Here is a 17,333-nt window from a genome sequence, read left to right as displayed (position 1 = left end):
GATCCACGTCAACGTGCCCCGGGACGATGTGCCGCAACAAATGCCGACGACGGCGGCAGCGTGTGCCACGAGGGTTTTGGGACAGTCTGGAATTTAGTAGGAAGTCCGAGTATATTCGCTTGCAGAGATGACCTGGATCACATGCGAAGGAGCATTGCATCATGGTGCGCGAACTATCCCATTACGTCGACGGCCAGCGGGTGACGGGGACCTCCGGCCGCTTCAGTGACGTTTTTGACCCCTGCACGGGCCAAGTCCAGGCGCGCCTGCCCCTCGCCAGCGGAGAGGAGGTCCGGAACGTGGTGGCCGCCGCGGAGAAAGCGCAGGTCCATTGGGGCGCCATGAACCCGCAGCGCCGCGGCCGGATCCTGCTTAAGTTTGTTGACCTCGTCAACGAGAACATGGACGAACTGGCCACGCTGCTGTCCTCCGAGCACGGGAAGACCTTCGCCGATTCCAAGGGCGATATCCAGCGCGGCATTGAAGTGGTGGAGTTCGCGGCGGGCGCCCCCCACCTGCTCAAAGGCGAGTTCTCCGACGACGCCGGTGCGGGCATCGACGTCCACTCGCTGCGCCAGCCACTCGGCGTCGTCGCGGGCATCACCCCGTTCAACTTCCCGGCCATGATCCCCCTGTGGAAGTCCGGCCCGGCCCTCGCCGCCGGCAACGCCTTCATCCTCAAGCCCTCCGAGCGGGACCCCTCGGTTCCCCTGCGTCTGGCCGAACTGTTCACGGAGGCCGGGTTGCCGGACGGTGTGTTCAACGTGGTCAACGGGGACAAGGAAGCTGTCGACGCGCTGCTGGAAGATCCCCGCGTGAAGGCCATCGGCTTTGTGGGTTCAACACCCATCGCCCAGTACATCTACGCCACCGCGGCCGCCCACGGGAAGCGCGCCCAGTGCTTCGGCGGGGCCAAGAACCACATGGTGATCATGCCGGACGCGGACCTGGACATGGCCGCCGACGCCCTGATCGGCGCCGGCTTCGGTTCCGCGGGCGAGCGCTGCATGGCCATTTCCGTGGCCGTCCCGGTGGGGGAGAAGACCGCGGATGCGCTGGTATCCAAGCTGGTCGAGCGCGTCAAACACCTCAGGGTAGGCCACAGCCTGGACAAGGACTCGGACTTCGGGCCCGTGGTGGCGGCGAGTGCCAAGGAACGGATCGAGGGCTACATCCAGTCCGGCGTGGACGAGGGTGCCACCCTGCTGGCCGATGGGCGCGGCATCACGGTGGAAGGCTATGACGACGGCTTCTGGGTAGGCCCCACGCTCTTCGACCACGTCACCAAGGACATGAAGATCTACCAGGAGGAAATCTTCGGCCCCGTCCTCAGCGTGCTCCGCGCCGCCGATTACGACGAAGCGCTCCGGCTGTGTTCCGAGCACGAATTCGGCAACGGCGTGGCCATCTTCACCCGCGACGGCGACGCCGCCCGGGACTTCGCCAGCCGGGTGGAGGTGGGCATGGTGGGCATCAACGTGCCGATTCCGGTTCCCATCGCCTACTACACGTTTGGCGGCTGGAAAGCGTCCGGCTTCGGCGACCTTAACCAGCACGGCGCCGACGCGTTCCGTTTCTACACCAAGACCAAAACGGTCACCACACGCTGGCCGTCCGGGATCCGCCAGGGCGCCAGCTTCATCATGCCGGAAGGCAGCTGATGACGGAGGTTCTGTTCGAGAAGCGCGGCCACCTGGGCGTCATCACGCTCAACCGGCCCAAGGCAGTCAACGCCCTGAACGCCGGCATGGTGGACGCCATGCTGGCGCAGCTCACCGCCTGGGCGGACGACGACGGCGTGGCCACCGTCCTGGTGCGCGGCGCCGGCGAGCGTGGCCTCTGCGCCGGAGGCGACATTGTGGCCATCTACCGGGACATCCTCGGCGGCGGTACGGAAACTGCTGACTTCTGGCAGGCCGAATACCGGCTGAACTCCCTCATCGCCGCGTACCCCAAGCCCTATGTGGCCTTCATGGACGGACTGGTGCTCGGCGGCGGTGTGGGAATCTCCGCGCACGGCTCCGTGCGGGTGGTCACCGAACGGACCCGGTTGGGAATGCCGGAGACCACCATCGGATTTGTGCCCGACGTCGGCGGGACCTGGCTGCTGGCGAGGTCACCTGGAGAGACCGGCACCCATGCCGCGCTGACCGGAGCCCATCTGACCGGGGCGGATGCGCTGTTCCTGGGCCTCGCGGACCACTTTGTCCCGTCGGGGAGCCTGCCGGAGCTGGCGGCGGCGCTCGAACACGAAAGTGCGGAAGCCGCCGTCGTACGTTTTGCCCAGAGCCCGCCGCCCTCCGGGCTGGAGGCGCAGCGCGACTGGATCGATGCCGCCTATGCCAGCGATGACGTGGAGAACATTGTCCGGCGGCTGCGGACGCTGGATGAGGCCTCGGGCGGCGCGCCGGGCGGGGAGCCTGCGGCCGAAGCGGCCGAGGCCGCCGACACCATCGAAGCGAAGTCGCCGACGGCTGTGAAGGTGGCACTGGAGTCCCTTCGCCGCGCGAAGGGGCTGACGCTGGACGAGGCGCTGGCGCAGGAATACCGCGTGGGGCTTCGGTTCCTGGTTGCGCCCGACTTCCGCGAAGGGATCCGGGCGCAGGTGGTGGACAAGGACCGCATTCCGCAATGGAAGCCGGCCACGCTGCACGAGGTGCACGCGACGGACATCGAACGGTTCTTCGCGCCGCTGGGGGACCGGGAGCTCAACCTGCACACAAAGGAGCCGGACAATGCCTGAACAAACCACCGTCGCTTTCCTGGGCCTGGGCCACATGGGCGGGCCCATGGCAGCGAACCTGGTCCGTGCCGGCTACACCGTGGCGGGCTTCGACGTGGTCCCCGCCGCGCTGGACGCCGCCCAAACGCACGGTGTCCCCACGGTGGCCAGTCCGCTGGACGCCATTGCCGGTGCCGACGTGGTGCTGACCATGTTCCCCAGCGGACAGCATGTGCTGGACGCCTACCGCGGCACGGAGGGACAGCCGGGCCTGCTGGCCGAGGCCAAGCCGGGGACCATGTTTCTGGACTGTTCCACCATCAACGTTGACGAGGCACGGGAAGCCTCCGCGCTCGCCATTGCGGCCGGCCACCGTGCCGTGGATGCCCCGGTCTCGGGCGGTGTGGTGGGTGCGGAAGCCGGCACGCTGACCTTTATGGTGGGCGGCGAAACGGAGGACTTCGAGGCGGTGCGGCCACTGCTCGAGGTGATGGGAAAACGGGTGGTCCACTGCGGCGGGCACGGGGGCGGCCAGGCCGCGAAGATCTGCAACAACCTCATCCTGGGGGTCTCCATGATCGCGGTCAGCGAAGCCTTTGTGCTGGGCGAGAAGCTGGGCTTGACGCACCAGGCGCTGTTCGACGTCGCCTCCAACGCCTCCGGACAATGCTGGGCCTTGACCACCAACTGCCCTGTTCCCGGTCCGGTCCCCACCAGCCCCGCCAACCGCGACTACCAGCCGGGCTTCGCGGGGGCGCTGATGGCGAAGGACCTGCGGCTGGCGCTGAATGCGCTGGAAAGTACCGGGGTGGCGGCCCGGCTGGGACCGCTCGCCTCGGAAATCTACGATACGTTTGCCGCTGAAGGCGGAGCCGGCCGGGACTTCTCCGGAATCATCACCGATATCCGCGACAAATCGCAGCACTAGCACCATCTGCAGCACTGGTAACTCTGCAGCACCAGCAACACGCGAAAACAGCTGAAAGGTTAGGCATGACGGAGTACACGAACATCCTGGTGGAACAGCGCGGCCGGGTAGGGCTGGTCACGCTTAACCGGCCGGAGGCGCTGAACGCCCTGGACAAAGCCACCATGGACCAGCTCGTGGCAGCCGTCGCCGCCATGGACGCCGACCCCGGCGTCGGTGCGGTGGTGATCACCGGCTCGAGCAAGGCGTTCGCCGCGGGTGCCGACATCAAGGAAATGGCCTCGCAGGGCTACATGGACATGTACGCCGCAGACTGGTTCCGGGGCTGGGAGGACTTCACCCGGCTGCGGATCCCTGTCATCGCGGCCGTGTCCGGCTTCGCGCTGGGCGGCGGCTGCGAGCTGGCCATGATGTGCGATTTCATCATCGCCGGGGACAACGCCAAGTTCGGCCAGCCGGAGATCAACCTCGGCGTGCTGCCGGGCATGGGCGGCTCCCAGCGGCTCACGCGCGCCGTGGGCAAGGCCAAGGCCATGGACATGATCCTCACCGGGCGCTTCATCGGCGCCGAGGAGGCTGAACGCTGGGGACTCGTCTCGCGCGTGGTGCCCGCGGAGAATGTGGTGGAGGAGGCGCTCAAGGCCGCGGAGGTAATCGCATCCAAGTCCAAGCCCGTGGCCATGCTCGCGAAGGAAGCCGTCAACGCGGCCTTTGAAACGGGACTCGCCCAGGGGGTCCTGTTCGAACGCCGGATCTTCCACTCGCTCTTCGCCAGCGAGGACCAGAAGGAAGGCATGGCCGCCTTTACGGAAAAACGGCAGCCCGAGTTCACCCACCGCTGACCCCCTCCCCATCGAGTGCTCCGTAGAAGCCCTTTTCAGTGCCCAAAACGGCGGTTACGGAGCAATCGATGGGTCAGTCGGTGAAGTCCCCGGCGTTCCGGCGGAACGTGCCCAGGATACGGATCAGCTGGTCCACGTCGGCCGCGTCGAAACCTGACTGGCCAAAAACCTCGGTGTTGAGCACCGCCGTCGCCCGTTTGGCAACGATCCGCCCCTCCGCGGTGAGCTCGATCAGGGTGGTGCGGCCGTCCGTAGGGTGCGGCGAACGTGCCACCAGTCCCGAGCCTTCCAAACGGTCGACGGCGTTCGTCACCGAGGTGGGATGGACCTGGAGCAGGGCGCTCGCCTTGTTCATGGGCAGCGCGCCGCTGCGGGCGAAGCTGAGGAGCGCGAGCAGTTCGTAGCGGGCGAAGGTCAGCCCGAACGGCTTCAGGGCGCCCTCGATCCGGGCCAGCAGGATCTGCTGGGTGCGCATGATCGCGGTGATCGCGGCCATGGGAGCGGCGACGTCGGCCCAGCCGTGCTCCTCCCAGTTCCGTTGGGCGTCCGCGATGGGGTCCCGGGGCAGTGGCACGGCCATCCTCAGCCCTTCAGCCCCGGGAAATCCGCCTCGGAGTACTCCACGCCGAAGCCGTCGGGATGGGTGCCCCCGCCATGCCGGAGCTCCTCATTGTGCCGCAGCTCCACACGGCGGATTTTGCCCGAGATGGTCTTGGGCAGCGCCGCGAATTCCAGCCGCCGGATCCGTTTGAACGGCGCCAGGTGTTCGCGGCAGTACCGCAGGATGTCCTCGGCCAGCTCCGGCCCCGGCTCCAGCCCGGGCACCAGCACAACATAGGCCTTGGGGACCGAAAGCTTGACCGCATCCGGCGACGGCACCACAGCCGCCTCGGCCACGGCGGGGTGTTCCAGCAGCACGCTCTCCAGTTCGAACGGCGAGAGCCGGTAGTCGGAGGATTTGAAGACGTCGTCGTCGCGGCCCACATAGGTGATGACGCCGTGTTTGTCACGACTGGCCATGTCGCCCGTGTGGTAGTAGCCGCCACGGAACGCCTCGGCGGTCCGTTCCGCGTCCCCGTAGTAACCCTTCATCAGCCCCACCGGCCGGGGGTCCAGGCGGAGGCACAGCTCGCCGTCGTTGGCTTCTTTCCCCGTGTTGGGGTCCACCAGCACTACGTCATAGCCGGGAAGCGGCCGCCCCATGGCGCCGATGGTGACCGGCTGGCTGGGCGTGTTGGCTACCTGGACGGTGGTTTCGGTCTGGCCGAAGCCGTCCCTGATGGTCTGGCCCCACGCGCGCTGGACCTGCTCGATCACTTCGGCGTTCAAAGGCTCGCCCGCGGAGACCACCTTGGTGGGCGGGGTCTTCAGCACTTTCAGGTCCGCCTGGATGAGCATCCGCCAGACTGTGGGCGGGGCGCAGAAGCTGGTGACGTGCTCGCGGTCCATCTGCTCCATCAGGGCGCGGGCGTCGAACCGTGCGTAGTTGTAGACAAATACGCACGCCTCCGCGATCCACGGGGCGAAGAAATTGGACCAGGCGTGTTTGCCCCAGCCCGGCGATGCCACGTTCAGGTGCACGTCGCCGGGTTCCAGGCCGATCCAGTACATCGTGGAGAGGTGCCCCACTGGGTACGAGGTGTGGGTGTGTTCCACCAGCTTGGCCTTCGATGTGGTTCCGGAGGTGAAATACAGCAGCAGCGTCTCGTCCGCCTGGGTGGGGGCGTCAGCCGTGAACGTGACTGCCGCCGTCGTCGAATCCGTGTACTGGAGGGCACCGGGGGTGCCGGCTGAACCGCCGCCGGCGCCGATTTCGATCAGGCGGTAATCGCCGGGAACGCCGGCAAATTTGCCGATGTTGGAACGTCCGACGGCGGCCCAGCCCGCCTCGCCGCGCTCCACGCGTTCGGCCAGGTCCTCCGGACCCATCAGGGTGGTGGTGGGGATCAGGACAATGCCCAGCTTGATGCCGGCCAGCATCAGCTCCCAGAGCTCCACCTGGTTGCCCAGCATGATGATCATCCGGTCCCCGCGGCGCATGCCCTGGCTTCTCAGCCAGGTGGCCACCTGGTTGGAACGGGCGGCCAGGTCCGCGAAGCTCCGGCGGGTGGCCGAACCGTCCTGCTCCACGATGACCAGGGCCGGATTGTTGGCCTTCTCAGGATCTGCGGCGATCTGATCGAACCAGTCGAGGGCAAAATTGAACTCCGTGAACCGCGGCCACACGAACTCGCGCCTGGCCTGGTGGTAGTCGGAATGCAGGGTCAGCAGGCGGTCGCGTGCCGCGCGGAAGTCATCGGTGACTGACAAGGGGACACCTTTCGTCCAGTGATGCGCATCACTAAGAATCCATCCCTGTGCAATATACTAGGACATCCAAGGGTTTGGAAGACCGAAGGGATATGAAGCGTGCAGCCACAAGGACGTGAGCGTGTTGTGACCGGAGCCCCGCCCTTCCCAGAGGCGGACCTGATGCACATCGTGGACCTCCTGCCCGCGGCGGAACGTGCGCGCTACCTGGAGATCCGGGCGTTCCTGCAGTCCACGGTGCGGCAGGCATCCATTGACTACTGGAACCGCGAGGAGTTCCCGTTCGGGCTACTGGCGGAGATGGGCAAGCACGGGCTTGGCACGTTGCAGACGGACGGCACGTCCAAGCTCTTCAAAGGCCTGATGTACGTCGAGGTGGCCAGGGCGGACGTTTCGCTGTCGGCCCTGGTGGGGATCCACAACGAACTGATCGTGGGAATGATCGACGCCCTCGGTTCGGAGGAACAGAAGCAGCGGTGGCTGCCTGGCCTGAGGAACTTTACCCAGCTGGGCGCCTTCGCCCTGACCGAGCCGGAGCACGGCTCGGATATCGCCGGCGGGCTGGCAACCTCCGCGCGGCTGGAGGGCGGCGAGTGGGTGATCAACGGCGCGAAGCGCTGGATCGGCTCCGGGACCATCGCGGACTTCGCGCTGTTGTGGGCGCGTGACGCAGCGGACGGGCACATCAAGGGCTTCATTGTGGAGACGGACCGCGCTGGGTACCGGGCAACCAAGATTGCCAACAAGATCGGCCTGCGGATCATGCAGAACGCGGACATTGTGCTGGACAACGTCAGGATTCCGGCGTCCAACATGTTGCCGGGCGCCACGGACTTCTCCAAAGCCAACGACCTCCTGCGGGATTCGCGCGCCTGGGTTGGCTGGCAGGGTGCCGGGATCCAGCTGGCCGCGTTCGACGTCGCCCGTTCCTACTCCCTGGAACGCAGGCAATTCGGCAAGGAACTGGCATGCTTCCAGCTGGTCCAGCAGCAACTGGCGGAGATCCTGGGCAACGCCTCCGCGTCACTGGCATTGATGGCCCAGCTCGCCCGGATCCAGACGGACGGCAAGCTGGAGATGGCGCAGGCGGCCATGGCAAAGTCCACGTGCACCCGGCTGGCCCGCGCGTCGGTGGCGATGGGACGGTCGCTGCTGGGCGGCAACGGGATCAGCTCGGACTTTGAAATGGGCAAGCTGTTTGGTGATGCCGAAATCCTCTATACCTATGAGGGCAGCTACGAAATCAATTCGCTGATTGTTGGCCGGGCCGTTACCGGAAAATCGGCCTTCGTCTAGCAATTCACGGGAAAAGAACTTAAGAAAAAACTGCCCTGGCCATGCTTTGCAGCACGGTCAGGGCAGTTGATCAGAACCTTAGAGCGGGCGAATATTCTCTGCCTGCGGGCCCTTGGGACCCTGGGTCACATCGAATTCGACTTTCTGGTTCTCATCCAGCGAGCGGTAGCCGCTGCTGGCGATTGCGGAATAGTGCGCGAAAACATCGGCGGATCCGTCGTCCGGAGCGATGAAACCAAAGCCCTTTTCAGCGTTGAACCATTTAACTGTGCCTGTTGCCATTGCTAACTTCCTTTGTAACCCTTTTCTGGTCCTGCTCGGACGGCAGGCAGACGCGGAGTCTGTAGTCCGCTGTCTCAAACCTAGGGGCTGCGCGGTGGGCGTGCAATAGCTGCAGTCATCAAGTGTCACCGCTGTTACAGAAGTGGTACGCGGGAATTGTCCACTGCGGGCTAGCGCATGCCCTCCCGGCGGATGGCCGTGGCGATCGCCGCGGAGCGGGTCTCCACACCGAGCTTGGCGTAGATATGCGCCAGATGGGTCTTGACGGTGGCCTCGGAGATGAAGAGCCGCTGGCCCAGTTCCCGGTTGCTGAGCCCCTCGGTCAGGAGGCTCAGCAGCTCCGCCTCCCGGGGCGTCAGGACCTCGTCGGGATTGCGCAGCTGCTGGAAGAGCCGGGAGGCCACGGGGGCGCTCATGACGCTCTTCCCTTGCACGGCACCGCGGATGGCGGCGAAGATTTCGTCCGGGGCGGCGTCCTTGAGGAGGTAGCCCATGGCGCCGGCGTCCACCGCCCGGACGATGTCCGCGTCGGAATCGTATGTGGTGAACACCAGGATGGCCTGCCGGCTGTTGCGCTGCCGCAGCTGCCTGATGGCCTCGATCCCGTCCATTCCGGCGCCCATGGCCAGATCCATCACCACCACGGCAGGGGAGTGGTGTTCCACCAGCCCCAGCGCTTCCTCGCCGGAGGCGGCCTCGGCCACCACGTCAAAGTCAGGCTGCGTACCCAGCAGTGCCTTGAGTCCGCTCCGGACCACCAGGTGGTCGTCCACCAGGAGGACAGTGATGGTAGTCATGCGTCCTCCGGTGTCATCTGCTGGCCAGGTGGCGCTGACTGCACCCGGGCCGGCACCTGTGCGGCCACGATGGTCCCTTCGCCGGGGGAACTTTCCACCGAGAATACCCCGCCCAGCTGCTCAACCCGCTGGCGCATTGCCCGCAGCCCGTAGCCTCCGGCGTCCGACGGCGGTGCTGCCGCCGACGGGTCAAAGCCCGTCCCGTCGTCGTAGATGTCAAGGGTGACCGAGTCAGGAAGGAACCCCAGCGTCAGGGTTGTGGTGGCGGCGTTTGCGTGCTGCTGGATGTTAGCGGCCGCGCTCTGGACCACCCGCAGCAGGGTGTGCCGGACTTCCGCAGGGACCTCCCTCGGTTCGCCGGTGACCAGGAGCCGGGCGTGCGGGACGTACTGGGCGGCCGCCTGGTGCAGGGCTTCGGGAAGCGGCGATGCGTCGAGGCCCGGGGAGGCGAGCTCGTGGACCAGATTGCGCGTCTCGGAGAGATTCCGGCGCAGAAGTTCCGTAGCCTGGTTGAGCTCCTGGCGCGATGCCTGGCCTGGCCACGAACGGTCAGCGGCCTCCAGGAGCAGCAGGCTGCTGGCCAGGCCCTGCGTCACGGTGTCGTGGATCTCTCGCGATACGCGCTCGCGTTCGGCGATGGTGCCGGCCAGGCGCTCGCTGGCCGCCAGCTGCCCGTGTGCCAGCGATACCTCCGCATGGAGACGGCGCTGCTCCGCGGCGTCGTGCTCGATCCGGTCATTGATCAGCGTAAGCATCACGCCGACGGCGAGCGGCCCCAGCAGCATCGCGAGGTCCGTCCCGTCGCTGAGCCGGAACAGCCCGACGGCGGTGGCGGCCGCCGTCGCGCCTGCCGCCACGTAACCCACGGCGCCCTTAAAGGCCGTCCGGCACAGGAAGAGGATCGCAAAGGAACACCAAGCGAAGCTGGGTGCGGCGATAACCAGCGCTGCCCAGACGGCCACAAACACGAGCATCCAGACCGCCCATGGGCGTCTCTGCCGGGCCAATACGGCGATGACGGCATACAGGGCGCACACCGCTCCTGCCAGGCCGAGGACCAGCAGGTTGTCCTGCAGGCTGTGCCGCATAGCATAGCGGACGGCCGAAGCGACGAGCAGGACAGCGAAGCCAAGGTGGACGGCGGTGTCGATCCGGCCGAACCGGCCAGGGGCGGCGGCCGGTCCAACAGGCAGGGCGCGTCCGGTGGTCAGCGAAGATCCGTCGGTCAGGGTTTTACGGGGAGTGGCTGGCAAGGGCATGGGGTCCGGTTCAGGTCAGGGGCGTTCCTATCCCATGCTATTGCCCGCGCCGTTGCTGGTCTCTCCGCCTTTTGGCTGATGCTGCTGGCCATCCGGGGGAGCGGGGCGCAGCCAAAGGCCCGATGTTTGTTCCGGCGGGGCCGGACAGGATGGATGGAGCCGATGCCCGTTCCAATGGATTCCGCCAGCGTGAGTCCAGCAACGTGCGTCCATCAACGTGAGTCCATCAACCCAAGGAGAAACACCGTGAAGAAGTCCAACAAGATTGCCGCCGCCGCTGCTGCCGCAGGAGCTTTGCTGCTGACGGGAGGGCTAACCGCTGCAGCCAACGCCGGGACCAGCCAGGCGGCGGCTCCCGCCGCGGTACCCGCCGTCGATATCCCGCAGGCGCCGCAGACCGTGGTGGCGCAGAACCGCATCACCGCGGGTGCCTCGGCCGATGCGGTCCGGGCAGCCCTTGCGAAATGCCAAGCTGACAAGCTGCCGTTCGTCACGGTGGCCCTGGTGGACAGGTTCGGCACCGTCCAGGCGCTCCTGCGCGGGGACAACGCCGCCGAGCACACGATCGAAGCAGCCCAGCAGAAGGCCTACACCGCGGCCGCTTTCGGCGCACCGACGAGCGAGCTGGCCAAGCGCGTCAACGGCAACGGGCCCAGCATCGCGGACCTCCCCGGCACCCTGTTCCTGCCCGGCGGCGTCCCGCTCAAGGTCAATGGTGTGTCCGTGGCAGGCATCGGCGTGGGCGGTGCCCCCGACGGCAACCTGGACGAAGCCTGCGCCACCGCCGGCGCCGAGGCCATCGCCGCTGCAGCTGCCGGCTCAGGCAAGTAGGCTCGGCTCCATGAGGCGGTTCAGGACCTGGCGCCGGGCACGCAGGGCGGCGGCAATTCTCTTTCTGGCGGGTGGTGTATCAGTTTGCCTGGCCGCCTGCCAGACGGGTCCCGGCGAGCCGCAACGGCAGGAGTCGCCGCCGTCGTCCGTCCTGGGCAGCCCCGGCAGCCAGCCCCCGTCCGGACCGTCAGCTTGGCCGGGTACGTCCCCGCCTGCTTCCACCGCAACGGCAGCCACCAAACCACCAGCCCTGTCCGCCGAGGCCCAGACCCGGCTCGACCAGGAGCTTATCGCCGCCGCGAAGGCCAACAATGTGGCGCTGGCTGGTGAGCTGATCGGCCGCGGCGCCAACGTGAACGCCAAGGACGCCATCAAGGACTCGGCCTTCCTCTACGCCGGGGCAGAGGGCTTCAACGAGATCCTGCAGCTGACGCTCGCGAACGGAGCAGATGTTGCCAGCACCAACCGTTTCGGCGGCACAGCGTTGATTCCCGCGAGTGAACACGGCCACGTGGAAACGGTCCGGATCCTTATTGCCGCCGGAGTTCCCGTGAACCATGTCAACGACCTGGGCTGGACCGCCATGCAGGAAGCCATCCTGCTGAACAACGGCGGGCCACGGCAGCAAGACGTAGTCCGGCAGCTGCTGGCTGCCGGTGCGGACCCGGGCATACGCGATCCCCAAGGCCGGACGCCGTTGGAGAATGCGGAGCGGCTGGGCTTCGGCGAGATCGCTGCCCTGATCCGTGCCCGCTGACACAGGGCTAAAGCACGTCCTCGAACAACTCCACATATTTCCGCGTCATCGCCTCCGCGCTGAATCTGGTTTCGACGGCGGACCGGCAGTCATGCCGGTCCAGGCCGGACGCACGCTGCAGGCAGCTGGCCAGTGCATCGGTACTCGCGGCGAGGAAACCGGTGACTCCGTGCTCGATGATTTCCGGTGCGGAGCCCCGCGGAGTGGCCACAACGGGGGTGCCGGCGGCCAGCGCCTCGATCATGACCATTCCAAAGGGTTCGTCCCACTGCACAGGGTTGAGCAGCGCGACGGCATTGCCCAGCAGGGCGAACTTTCCGTCTGCGTCCAGTTCTCCGAGGAACTCTTCATCAGGCCCGAGCAAGGGAGCGACCACGGAGCGGAAATAATCCACTTCCGCCGGGTCGCTCATTTTTGCGGCGATCTTGAGCTGAATTCCCGCTCTGCGGGCCACCGCGATGGCCTCAGCGATGCCTTTGCACGGCGCCATTCGGCCCAGAAAACACGCGTAGCCACCAGCTCCGGCACCGGGTGGAACAGTTGCGGGATCGATGCCGTGGTGGATGACCCGTCGGATTCTCACATCCGGGGCGCTGTTGGCCTGGTGCTGCGAGATGGCCACCAGTGACACGTCCCGGCTGAAGGCTTCATATACCCGGCACAGCTCCGGCCGCATGTCCGAATGAATGGTGCTGACCACTGGAATCCCGGGTGGGCGGTGCCGGTACAACGGTCCCGCCAGGGTGTGGTCATGGATGATATCGACGTCGACCAGTCCGGCGTAGGCCCTGATCACGTGCGGCAACTCAGAGCTCGTTCTGCCCATGGCGGCACGCTCCGCCGGAGCGAAGCCGCCGATTCGTTCCACCGGGCAGGTGCTGTCGGCCGCCGCGGCAAGCACAACGCTGTGCCCGGCCGCCGCCAGCGAGGTGGCCAGCGCATGGATCATCGCCTCCGTTCCGCCGTAGCCTAGGGGCGGGACGGGGAGCCATGGTGGAGCTATCAGTCCTATCCGCAAGATGCGCGCTCCTGTTCGGGGTTTAGCCCGTCTTGTCCAGCTTCTCGGCGAGCTCAACCAGATCGGCAAGGGGGGGACGTGTCCCGCGGTGGAACGTCATCCCCGGCGGGAGCCCCTCGATCGTGGCCTGGCTGCCGGTCACGTCGATGGTGATCCGGCCATCGCCTATGGGGCAGTTGGTGATGTGGACCCGGCCCCAGGACTCCGGCAGCACAGGGTCCATCCACATACCGTTCATGGAGACGTGGGGGTCATACCGCAGCAGTGTGCGCAGCAAATGCACCGGGGTGGTGGCAGCCCAGGCCTGGGGCGAGCAAGCCGTCGGGTAAGGCACCGGTTCCGGGAAATCAGCGCGGTCAAATCCGCAGAACAATTCAGGCAAGCGGTGGTCCGTGAAATCCGCCGCCTCAATAAGTCCGCGGGCAACCCGCTGGGCCTCGTCCACAAATCCGTACCTCATCAGGCCCGTAGCAATCATCGCGTTGTCATGCGGCCACACGGATCCGTTGTGGTAGCTCGCCGGGTTGTAGGCACCCATGTCCGTGGCCAGGGTGCGGATCCCCCAGCCGCTGAACATTTCCGGCGACATCAGGCGGGCAGCCACCAGCGGCGCCTTGTCGGCGTCGATAATCCCGTTCCACAAGCAGTGCCCCATGTTGGAGGCACAGGCATCCACGGGTCTCTTGTCCCGGTCCAGGGCGATGGCGTAGTAGCCACGGTCCGGCAGCCAGAACTGTTCGTTGAACTGCTTTTTAAGCCGCGCCGCGCGTTCCCGCAACTCCCGCGCCAAAGCCAGGTCTCCGGCGTCGTACGCCATCCACGCCCGGGCGATGTAGGCGCCGTACACGTAACCCTGCACTTCGCAGAGGGCGATCGGCGGCTCTGCCATGCGGCCGTCCGCGAAATTTATGCCGTCCCAGGAATCCTTCCATCCCTGGTTGATCAGCCCCTGGTTGTTGAGCCGCTGATATTCCACAAAGCCGTCGCCGTCGCTGTCCCCGTAATCCCTGATCCATTCCAGCGCCCTGTCAGCGTTGGGCAGCAGTGCGGCCACCTGGTCCGCGGCGAGCCCCCAGCGGCTGACTTCGCCGAGCAGCGTGACGAACAACGGCGTGGCATCGGCCGTGCCGTAATAGGCGGACTTGCCGCCCAGTGCCAGGCCCGTGCTGACGCCCAGCCGGACCTCATGGAGGATCCGGCCGGGCTGCTCTTCGGTCAGCGCGTCCACCGCGTTGCCCTGCCTTTCGGCCAGCGTCTGCAAGGTGTCCAAGGCCAGCGACGGGTCCACAGGCAGCGCCATATAGGACGAGAGAAGCGAATCGCGGCCGAAGAGGGCCATGAACCATGGAGCACCCGCTGCGACGACGGTCCGGTCCGGATGCAGCGGGTCCTCGATCTGGAGGGCGCCGATGTCATCATGGCTGCGCTGCAGGGTGCGGGCAATCGACACGTTGCTGACGTACATCGCGGGGATCTTCCGGATCCACTCCTGGCGCCGTATTTCCGCAGGCGAGGTGCCGGTTGCCTGGCGCTGGAAGGGCGCGGGCGTTTCGGCTGTGTCCAGTAGCGGCGACACCGTCACCCTTGTGCGCCACTGGCCGTGCGGCGGCACCACGGTGCGGTAGCCCAGGCCTTCGTGGCTAAAAGTCGCGTCGGGAGCCTGGAGTACAACCCCCTTGTGTATTCCCCGCCAGACGCCTTTGATGGTGAGGGAGTCGCCTTCCGGGTGCCGGGACTGGTCCCAGTATCGGATGATCCGGGCGTCTTTCACCTCAAAGAGGTCCGCGAAGTCCGCGTCCATCGCCAGCTCCAGCACGCACACGGCAGGCTCGCGGGAATGGTTCCGGACGGTGATCTCTTCCTGGATGCCCGCGCCCACCTCGCGGTTTCGTTCCACGATCAAAGGGCTGTCCGCATGGCCGGCTGACCGGCCCGGACGACCTATGAAGACGGCCCGGTACGGTTCGAGGGCACGGGCGGCCAGCGGCTCCAAAGTCACATCATTGACCGTCAGTCTCCAGCGGGAGACGATGCGGGTGTCCTCATGGAACACGCCATGGGGGCGGTCGGAGTACATGTCGCCGGCAAGACCGGAAATGCAGAAGTTCGAGCCATCCACGAGTGTCACCGTGGCCCCCAGAGGGCCAGCCGCGGTGTCAGCATTCCATCCAGCCATCCCTGGCTCCTTTGACGCTCATCCTGTAAGCAACGCTGCGGGGCCCGTTCCTGTGGATCCCGCGGTGGATCAGAAGGGCTGCCGCCGCGGATCAATCAGTCGTGGGATCTTCGTCCTCGTCGGCTCCAACGGAGCCTGATGGGCAACAAATCTGTGATGGCCGACCTCCATCAGGAGCACGTTGGTTCTATGACCCTACGCTTGTGGTTCTGTGGACGCTAGGTGCGGAACCCACCACGTATCCCTAGACCGCTTCGAGGACGCTGACGTAGTTGGCAATGCCTACACCGCCCATGTTCTGGACGGCGGCGCGGCGAGGGCTGGCGAGCTGCATGTCGCCAGCCGTCCCGGTGAGCTGCATGGCGGCGATGACGTGCTGGGATACGCCGGTTGCACCCACGGGGTGGCCCTTGGCCTTGAGTCCGCCGGAGACGTTGATGGGCAGCTTCCCGTCCTTGAAGACCCAGCCTTCCTGCACAGCGCGGGCGCCCTGGCCGGGTTCGGTCAGTCCCATGGCCTCGTACATCAGCAGTTCGGCGATGGTGAAGCAGTCGTGGACTTCGGCGAAGTCCAGGTCTTCAAGCCCGACGCCGGCCATCCCCAGCGCGCGCTGCCAGGACATGCGCGTGGCGGCGAAAGCCGTAGGATCCCGGCGTTCAGCCGGGAAGAAGTCGTTCGCCTGGCCGAAGCCGGCGAGCCGCACCAGCGCTGTGGCCCCGCCGGTTGGCGACGTGCTGAGCACAACGGCAGCGGCGCCGTCGGACACGGGGGAGCAGTCGGTGCGGCGCAGCGGATCGGCCACCATGGGGTTCTTGTCCGAGACGGTGCGGCAGAACTCCTCGCCGAGGTCCTTGCGGAGCTGGGCATAGGGGTTGTCGACGCCGTTGCGGTGGTTCTTGGCCGCGATGGAGCCCAGCACGTCGCCCAGCTGTCCGTCGCCGCGACCGTAGCGCTTTTCGTAGTGCTTGGCGACGTCCGCGAACAGGCCCGTAAAGCCGGTGGTGGACGTCTGGCCGGCCATGTCGTAGTCGGCGCCCAGCAGGGCGGCCCCCACAACGTCGGCGCCGGCGTGGGTCATCTTCTCGGCGCCGATCACCAGCACGGTCTTCGCCGTCCCGGCAAGCAGCGACTTGGTGCCCTGCTGGAACGCGGCCGACCCGGAGGCGCAGGCGTTCTCCACACGCGTGGCGGCGACGTTGGCCAGCTGGTCCGAGACCTGCAATGCCAGCGAGGACGGGAACGCCAGCGGCATCATGCCGGAGTTGAACTGGCCCAGGTAGATCTCATCGATCTGGCTGGGCTCGATCCCGGCGTTGCTGATTGCCTCGGTGGCCACCTGGACGATCAGGGACTCAAGGGTCTCGTCCGTGAGCTTGCCGAACCGGCTGTGGCCCCAGCCGGTGAGCAGGACATCCTTGCCGAACTGTTCCTTGAGGCTCATGCCTCTACTCCCGCAGTTTCAAGCTCGACGTCGAATGCGGCTTCGGTCTTTTCGCGGATTTCCTCCACTGTGACCCCCGGCGCAAGGCGGGTCAGCGTGAGCTGCCGCCCGCCGTCGTCGTCCGATTTCACGATGTCGAAAACGGCGAGATCGCTGATGATCCGGTCCACGCAACGCAGGCCGGTGAGCGGCAGGGTGCACTCGGTGACGATCTTGGCCGTGCCGTCCTTGGCGTTGTGCTCGGTCAGGACCACCACGCGCGGCGTGCCGGCCACGAGGTCCATGGCGCCGCCCATGCCCTTGACCATTTTGCCGGGGATGGTCCAGTTGGCGAGGTCGCCGTTGCCGGAGACCTGCATGGCGCCCAGGATGGCCACCTTGACGTGGCCGCCGCGGATCATGCCGAACGATGTGGCGGAGTCGAAGATGCTGCCGCCGGGCAGGACCGTGACGGTCTGCTTGCCGGCGTTGATGAGGTCGGCGTCTTCGTCGCCCTCATAGGGGAACGGGCCCATGCCGAGCAGGCCGTTTTCGCTCTGCAGGACCACGCGGACGCCGTCGGGCAGGTTGTTGGCCACCAGCGTGGGGATGCCGATGCCCAGGTTCACGTAGTCGCCGTCGTTCAGTTCCTCGGCCGCGATGGCAGCCATTTCATCCCTGGTCCAGGCCATGGG

At 66.4% G+C, this 17,333-nt stretch carries 16 protein-coding genes; 7 read left to right on the top strand and 9 right to left on the bottom strand.

Annotated elements, in window-relative coordinates; genetic code table 11:
- The first annotated feature begins 161 nt into the window (after positions 1–161).
- From NG697_RS08385 to NG697_RS08370, 4 genes are all read left to right on the top strand, one after another.
- Positions 162–1,661, top strand: coding sequence for a CoA-acylating methylmalonate-semialdehyde dehydrogenase (locus NG697_RS08385; RefSeq protein WP_252614005.1), 1,500 nt, complete (start codon positions 162–164; stop codon positions 1,659–1,661).
- Entirely contained in the window at positions 1,661–2,743 is a 1,083-nt protein-coding gene (locus tag NG697_RS08380; RefSeq protein WP_252614004.1) for an enoyl-CoA hydratase/isomerase family protein, read from the top strand. The genes NG697_RS08385 and NG697_RS08380 overlap by 1 nt, the downstream gene beginning before the upstream one ends.
- On the top strand, positions 2,736–3,650 hold the full coding sequence (gene mmsB / locus NG697_RS08375; protein WP_252602740.1) for a 3-hydroxyisobutyrate dehydrogenase: 915 nt from the start codon (positions 2,736–2,738) through the stop codon (positions 3,648–3,650). The genes NG697_RS08380 and mmsB overlap by 8 nt, the downstream gene beginning before the upstream one ends.
- 65 nt (positions 3,651–3,715) lie before the next feature.
- Positions 3,716–4,492 carry an enoyl-CoA hydratase gene (locus NG697_RS08370; RefSeq protein ID WP_252614003.1) on the top strand — a complete coding sequence of 259 codons (777 nt, stop codon included), beginning with the start codon at positions 3,716–3,718 and terminating at the stop codon, positions 4,490–4,492.
- 73 nt (positions 4,493–4,565) lie between these two features.
- On the opposite strand, the gene NG697_RS08365 is transcribed toward NG697_RS08370, so the two are convergent.
- Together NG697_RS08365 and NG697_RS08360 are read right to left on the bottom strand one after the other, a co-directional pair.
- Positions 4,566–5,072: a MarR family winged helix-turn-helix transcriptional regulator gene (locus tag NG697_RS08365; protein ID WP_252614002.1), complete on the bottom strand. Its 507-nt coding sequence runs from the start codon at positions 5,070–5,072 to the stop codon at positions 4,566–4,568.
- A gap of 2 nt (positions 5,073–5,074) precedes the next feature.
- Positions 5,075–6,802: an AMP-binding protein gene (locus NG697_RS08360; protein ID WP_252614001.1), complete on the bottom strand. Its 1,728-nt coding sequence runs from the start codon at positions 6,800–6,802 to the stop codon at positions 5,075–5,077.
- Positions 6,803–6,964: 162 nt separating this feature from the next.
- On the opposite strand from NG697_RS08360, the gene NG697_RS08355 reads away from it, so the two are divergent.
- Positions 6,965–8,098, top strand: a complete 1,134-nt coding sequence (locus NG697_RS08355) for an acyl-CoA dehydrogenase family protein (protein ID WP_252614017.1) — start codon at positions 6,965–6,967, stop codon at positions 8,096–8,098.
- 78 nt (positions 8,099–8,176) lie between these two features.
- Here the strand turns inward: NG697_RS08355 and NG697_RS08350 are convergent, their stop codons facing one another.
- From NG697_RS08350 to NG697_RS08340, 3 genes are all read right to left on the bottom strand, one after another.
- Positions 8,177–8,380, bottom strand: coding sequence for a cold-shock protein (locus NG697_RS08350; protein ID WP_013599688.1), 204 nt, complete (start codon positions 8,378–8,380; stop codon positions 8,177–8,179).
- A 170-nt stretch (positions 8,381–8,550) separates the two neighbouring features.
- Positions 8,551–9,177 (bottom strand): response regulator, encoded by a 627-nt coding sequence (locus NG697_RS08345; RefSeq protein ID WP_252602747.1) that lies wholly within the window; start codon positions 9,175–9,177, stop codon positions 8,551–8,553.
- Entirely contained in the window at positions 9,174–10,436 is a 1,263-nt protein-coding gene (locus NG697_RS08340) for a sensor histidine kinase (RefSeq protein WP_252614000.1), read from the bottom strand. The genes NG697_RS08345 and NG697_RS08340 overlap by 4 nt, the downstream gene beginning before the upstream one ends.
- A gap of 246 nt (positions 10,437–10,682) precedes the next feature.
- Between NG697_RS08340 and NG697_RS08335 the strand changes: the two genes are divergently transcribed.
- Both NG697_RS08335 and NG697_RS08330 read left to right on the top strand, forming a co-directional pair.
- Positions 10,683–11,267 (top strand): GlcG/HbpS family heme-binding protein, encoded by a 585-nt coding sequence (locus NG697_RS08335; protein ID WP_252602752.1) that lies wholly within the window; start codon positions 10,683–10,685, stop codon positions 11,265–11,267.
- Positions 11,268–11,277: 10 nt separating this feature from the next.
- Positions 11,278–12,024, top strand: a complete 747-nt coding sequence (locus NG697_RS08330; protein ID WP_252613999.1) for an ankyrin repeat domain-containing protein — start codon at positions 11,278–11,280, stop codon at positions 12,022–12,024.
- A gap of 7 nt (positions 12,025–12,031) precedes the next feature.
- Here NG697_RS08330 and NG697_RS08325 read toward each other — a convergent pair whose 3' ends face one another.
- From NG697_RS08325 to NG697_RS08310, 4 genes are all read right to left on the bottom strand, one after another.
- Complete coding sequence (locus tag NG697_RS08325) at positions 12,032–13,042, bottom strand: glycosyltransferase family 4 protein (RefSeq protein ID WP_252613998.1); 1,011 nt, start codon at positions 13,040–13,042, stop codon at positions 12,032–12,034.
- A 22-nt stretch (positions 13,043–13,064) separates the two neighbouring features.
- Positions 13,065–15,218, bottom strand: a complete 2,154-nt coding sequence (locus NG697_RS08320; protein ID WP_252602761.1) for an amylo-alpha-1,6-glucosidase — start codon at positions 15,216–15,218, stop codon at positions 13,065–13,067.
- A gap of 244 nt (positions 15,219–15,462) precedes the next feature.
- Positions 15,463–16,659 (bottom strand): acetyl-CoA acetyltransferase, encoded by a 1,197-nt coding sequence (locus NG697_RS08315; RefSeq protein ID WP_252613997.1) that lies wholly within the window; start codon positions 16,657–16,659, stop codon positions 15,463–15,465.
- The gene (locus NG697_RS08310) at positions 16,656–17,330 is read right to left on the bottom strand and encodes a CoA transferase subunit B (RefSeq protein WP_252610066.1); all 675 of its coding nucleotides are present in this window, start codon (positions 17,328–17,330) and stop codon (positions 16,656–16,658) included. The genes NG697_RS08315 and NG697_RS08310 overlap by 4 nt, the downstream gene beginning before the upstream one ends.
- Positions 17,331–17,333: the final 3 nt, after the last annotated feature.

This window comes from Pseudarthrobacter raffinosi, from assembly GCF_023913835.1.
In the GTDB taxonomy this organism is placed as follows: Bacteria; Actinomycetota; Actinomycetes; order Actinomycetales; family Micrococcaceae; genus Arthrobacter; species Arthrobacter raffinosi.
Note: the sequence above shows the minus strand (reverse complement) of the source record. Positions and strands in the feature narration are given on the sequence as shown.

What these genes read in the sequence shown, in the direction of transcription:
- NG697_RS08385 (WP_252614005.1), top strand. Translation starts at nt 162, where the DNA reads ATGGTGCGCGAACTATCCCATTACGTCGACGGCCAGCGGGTGACGGGG.
- NG697_RS08380 (WP_252614004.1), top strand. Translation starts at nt 1,661, where the DNA reads ATGACGGAGGTTCTGTTCGAGAAGCGCGGCCACCTGGGCGTCATCACG.
- mmsB (WP_252602740.1), top strand. Translation starts at nt 2,736, where the DNA reads ATGCCTGAACAAACCACCGTCGCTTTCCTGGGCCTGGGCCACATGGGC.
- NG697_RS08370 (WP_252614003.1), top strand. Translation starts at nt 3,716, where the DNA reads ATGACGGAGTACACGAACATCCTGGTGGAACAGCGCGGCCGGGTAGGG.
- NG697_RS08365 (WP_252614002.1), bottom strand. Translation starts at nt 5,072, where the DNA reads ATGGCCGTGCCACTGCCCCGGGACCCCATCGCGGACGCCCAACGGAAC.
- NG697_RS08355 (WP_252614017.1), top strand. Translation starts at nt 6,965, where the DNA reads ATGCACATCGTGGACCTCCTGCCCGCGGCGGAACGTGCGCGCTACCTG.
- NG697_RS08350 (WP_013599688.1), bottom strand. Translation starts at nt 8,380, where the DNA reads ATGGCAACAGGCACAGTTAAATGGTTCAACGCTGAAAAGGGCTTTGGT.
- NG697_RS08345 (WP_252602747.1), bottom strand. Translation starts at nt 9,177, where the DNA reads ATGACTACCATCACTGTCCTCCTGGTGGACGACCACCTGGTGGTCCGG.
- NG697_RS08340 (WP_252614000.1), bottom strand. Translation starts at nt 10,436, where the DNA reads ATGCCCTTGCCAGCCACTCCCCGTAAAACCCTGACCGACGGATCTTCG.
- NG697_RS08330 (WP_252613999.1), top strand. Translation starts at nt 11,278, where the DNA reads ATGAGGCGGTTCAGGACCTGGCGCCGGGCACGCAGGGCGGCGGCAATT.
- NG697_RS08320 (WP_252602761.1), bottom strand. Translation starts at nt 15,218, where the DNA reads ATGGCTGGATGGAATGCTGACACCGCGGCTGGCCCTCTGGGGGCCACG.
- NG697_RS08315 (WP_252613997.1), bottom strand. Translation starts at nt 16,659, where the DNA reads ATGAGCCTCAAGGAACAGTTCGGCAAGGATGTCCTGCTCACCGGCTGG.
- NG697_RS08310 (WP_252610066.1), bottom strand. Translation starts at nt 17,330, where the DNA reads ATGGCCTGGACCAGGGATGAAATGGCTGCCATCGCGGCCGAGGAACTG.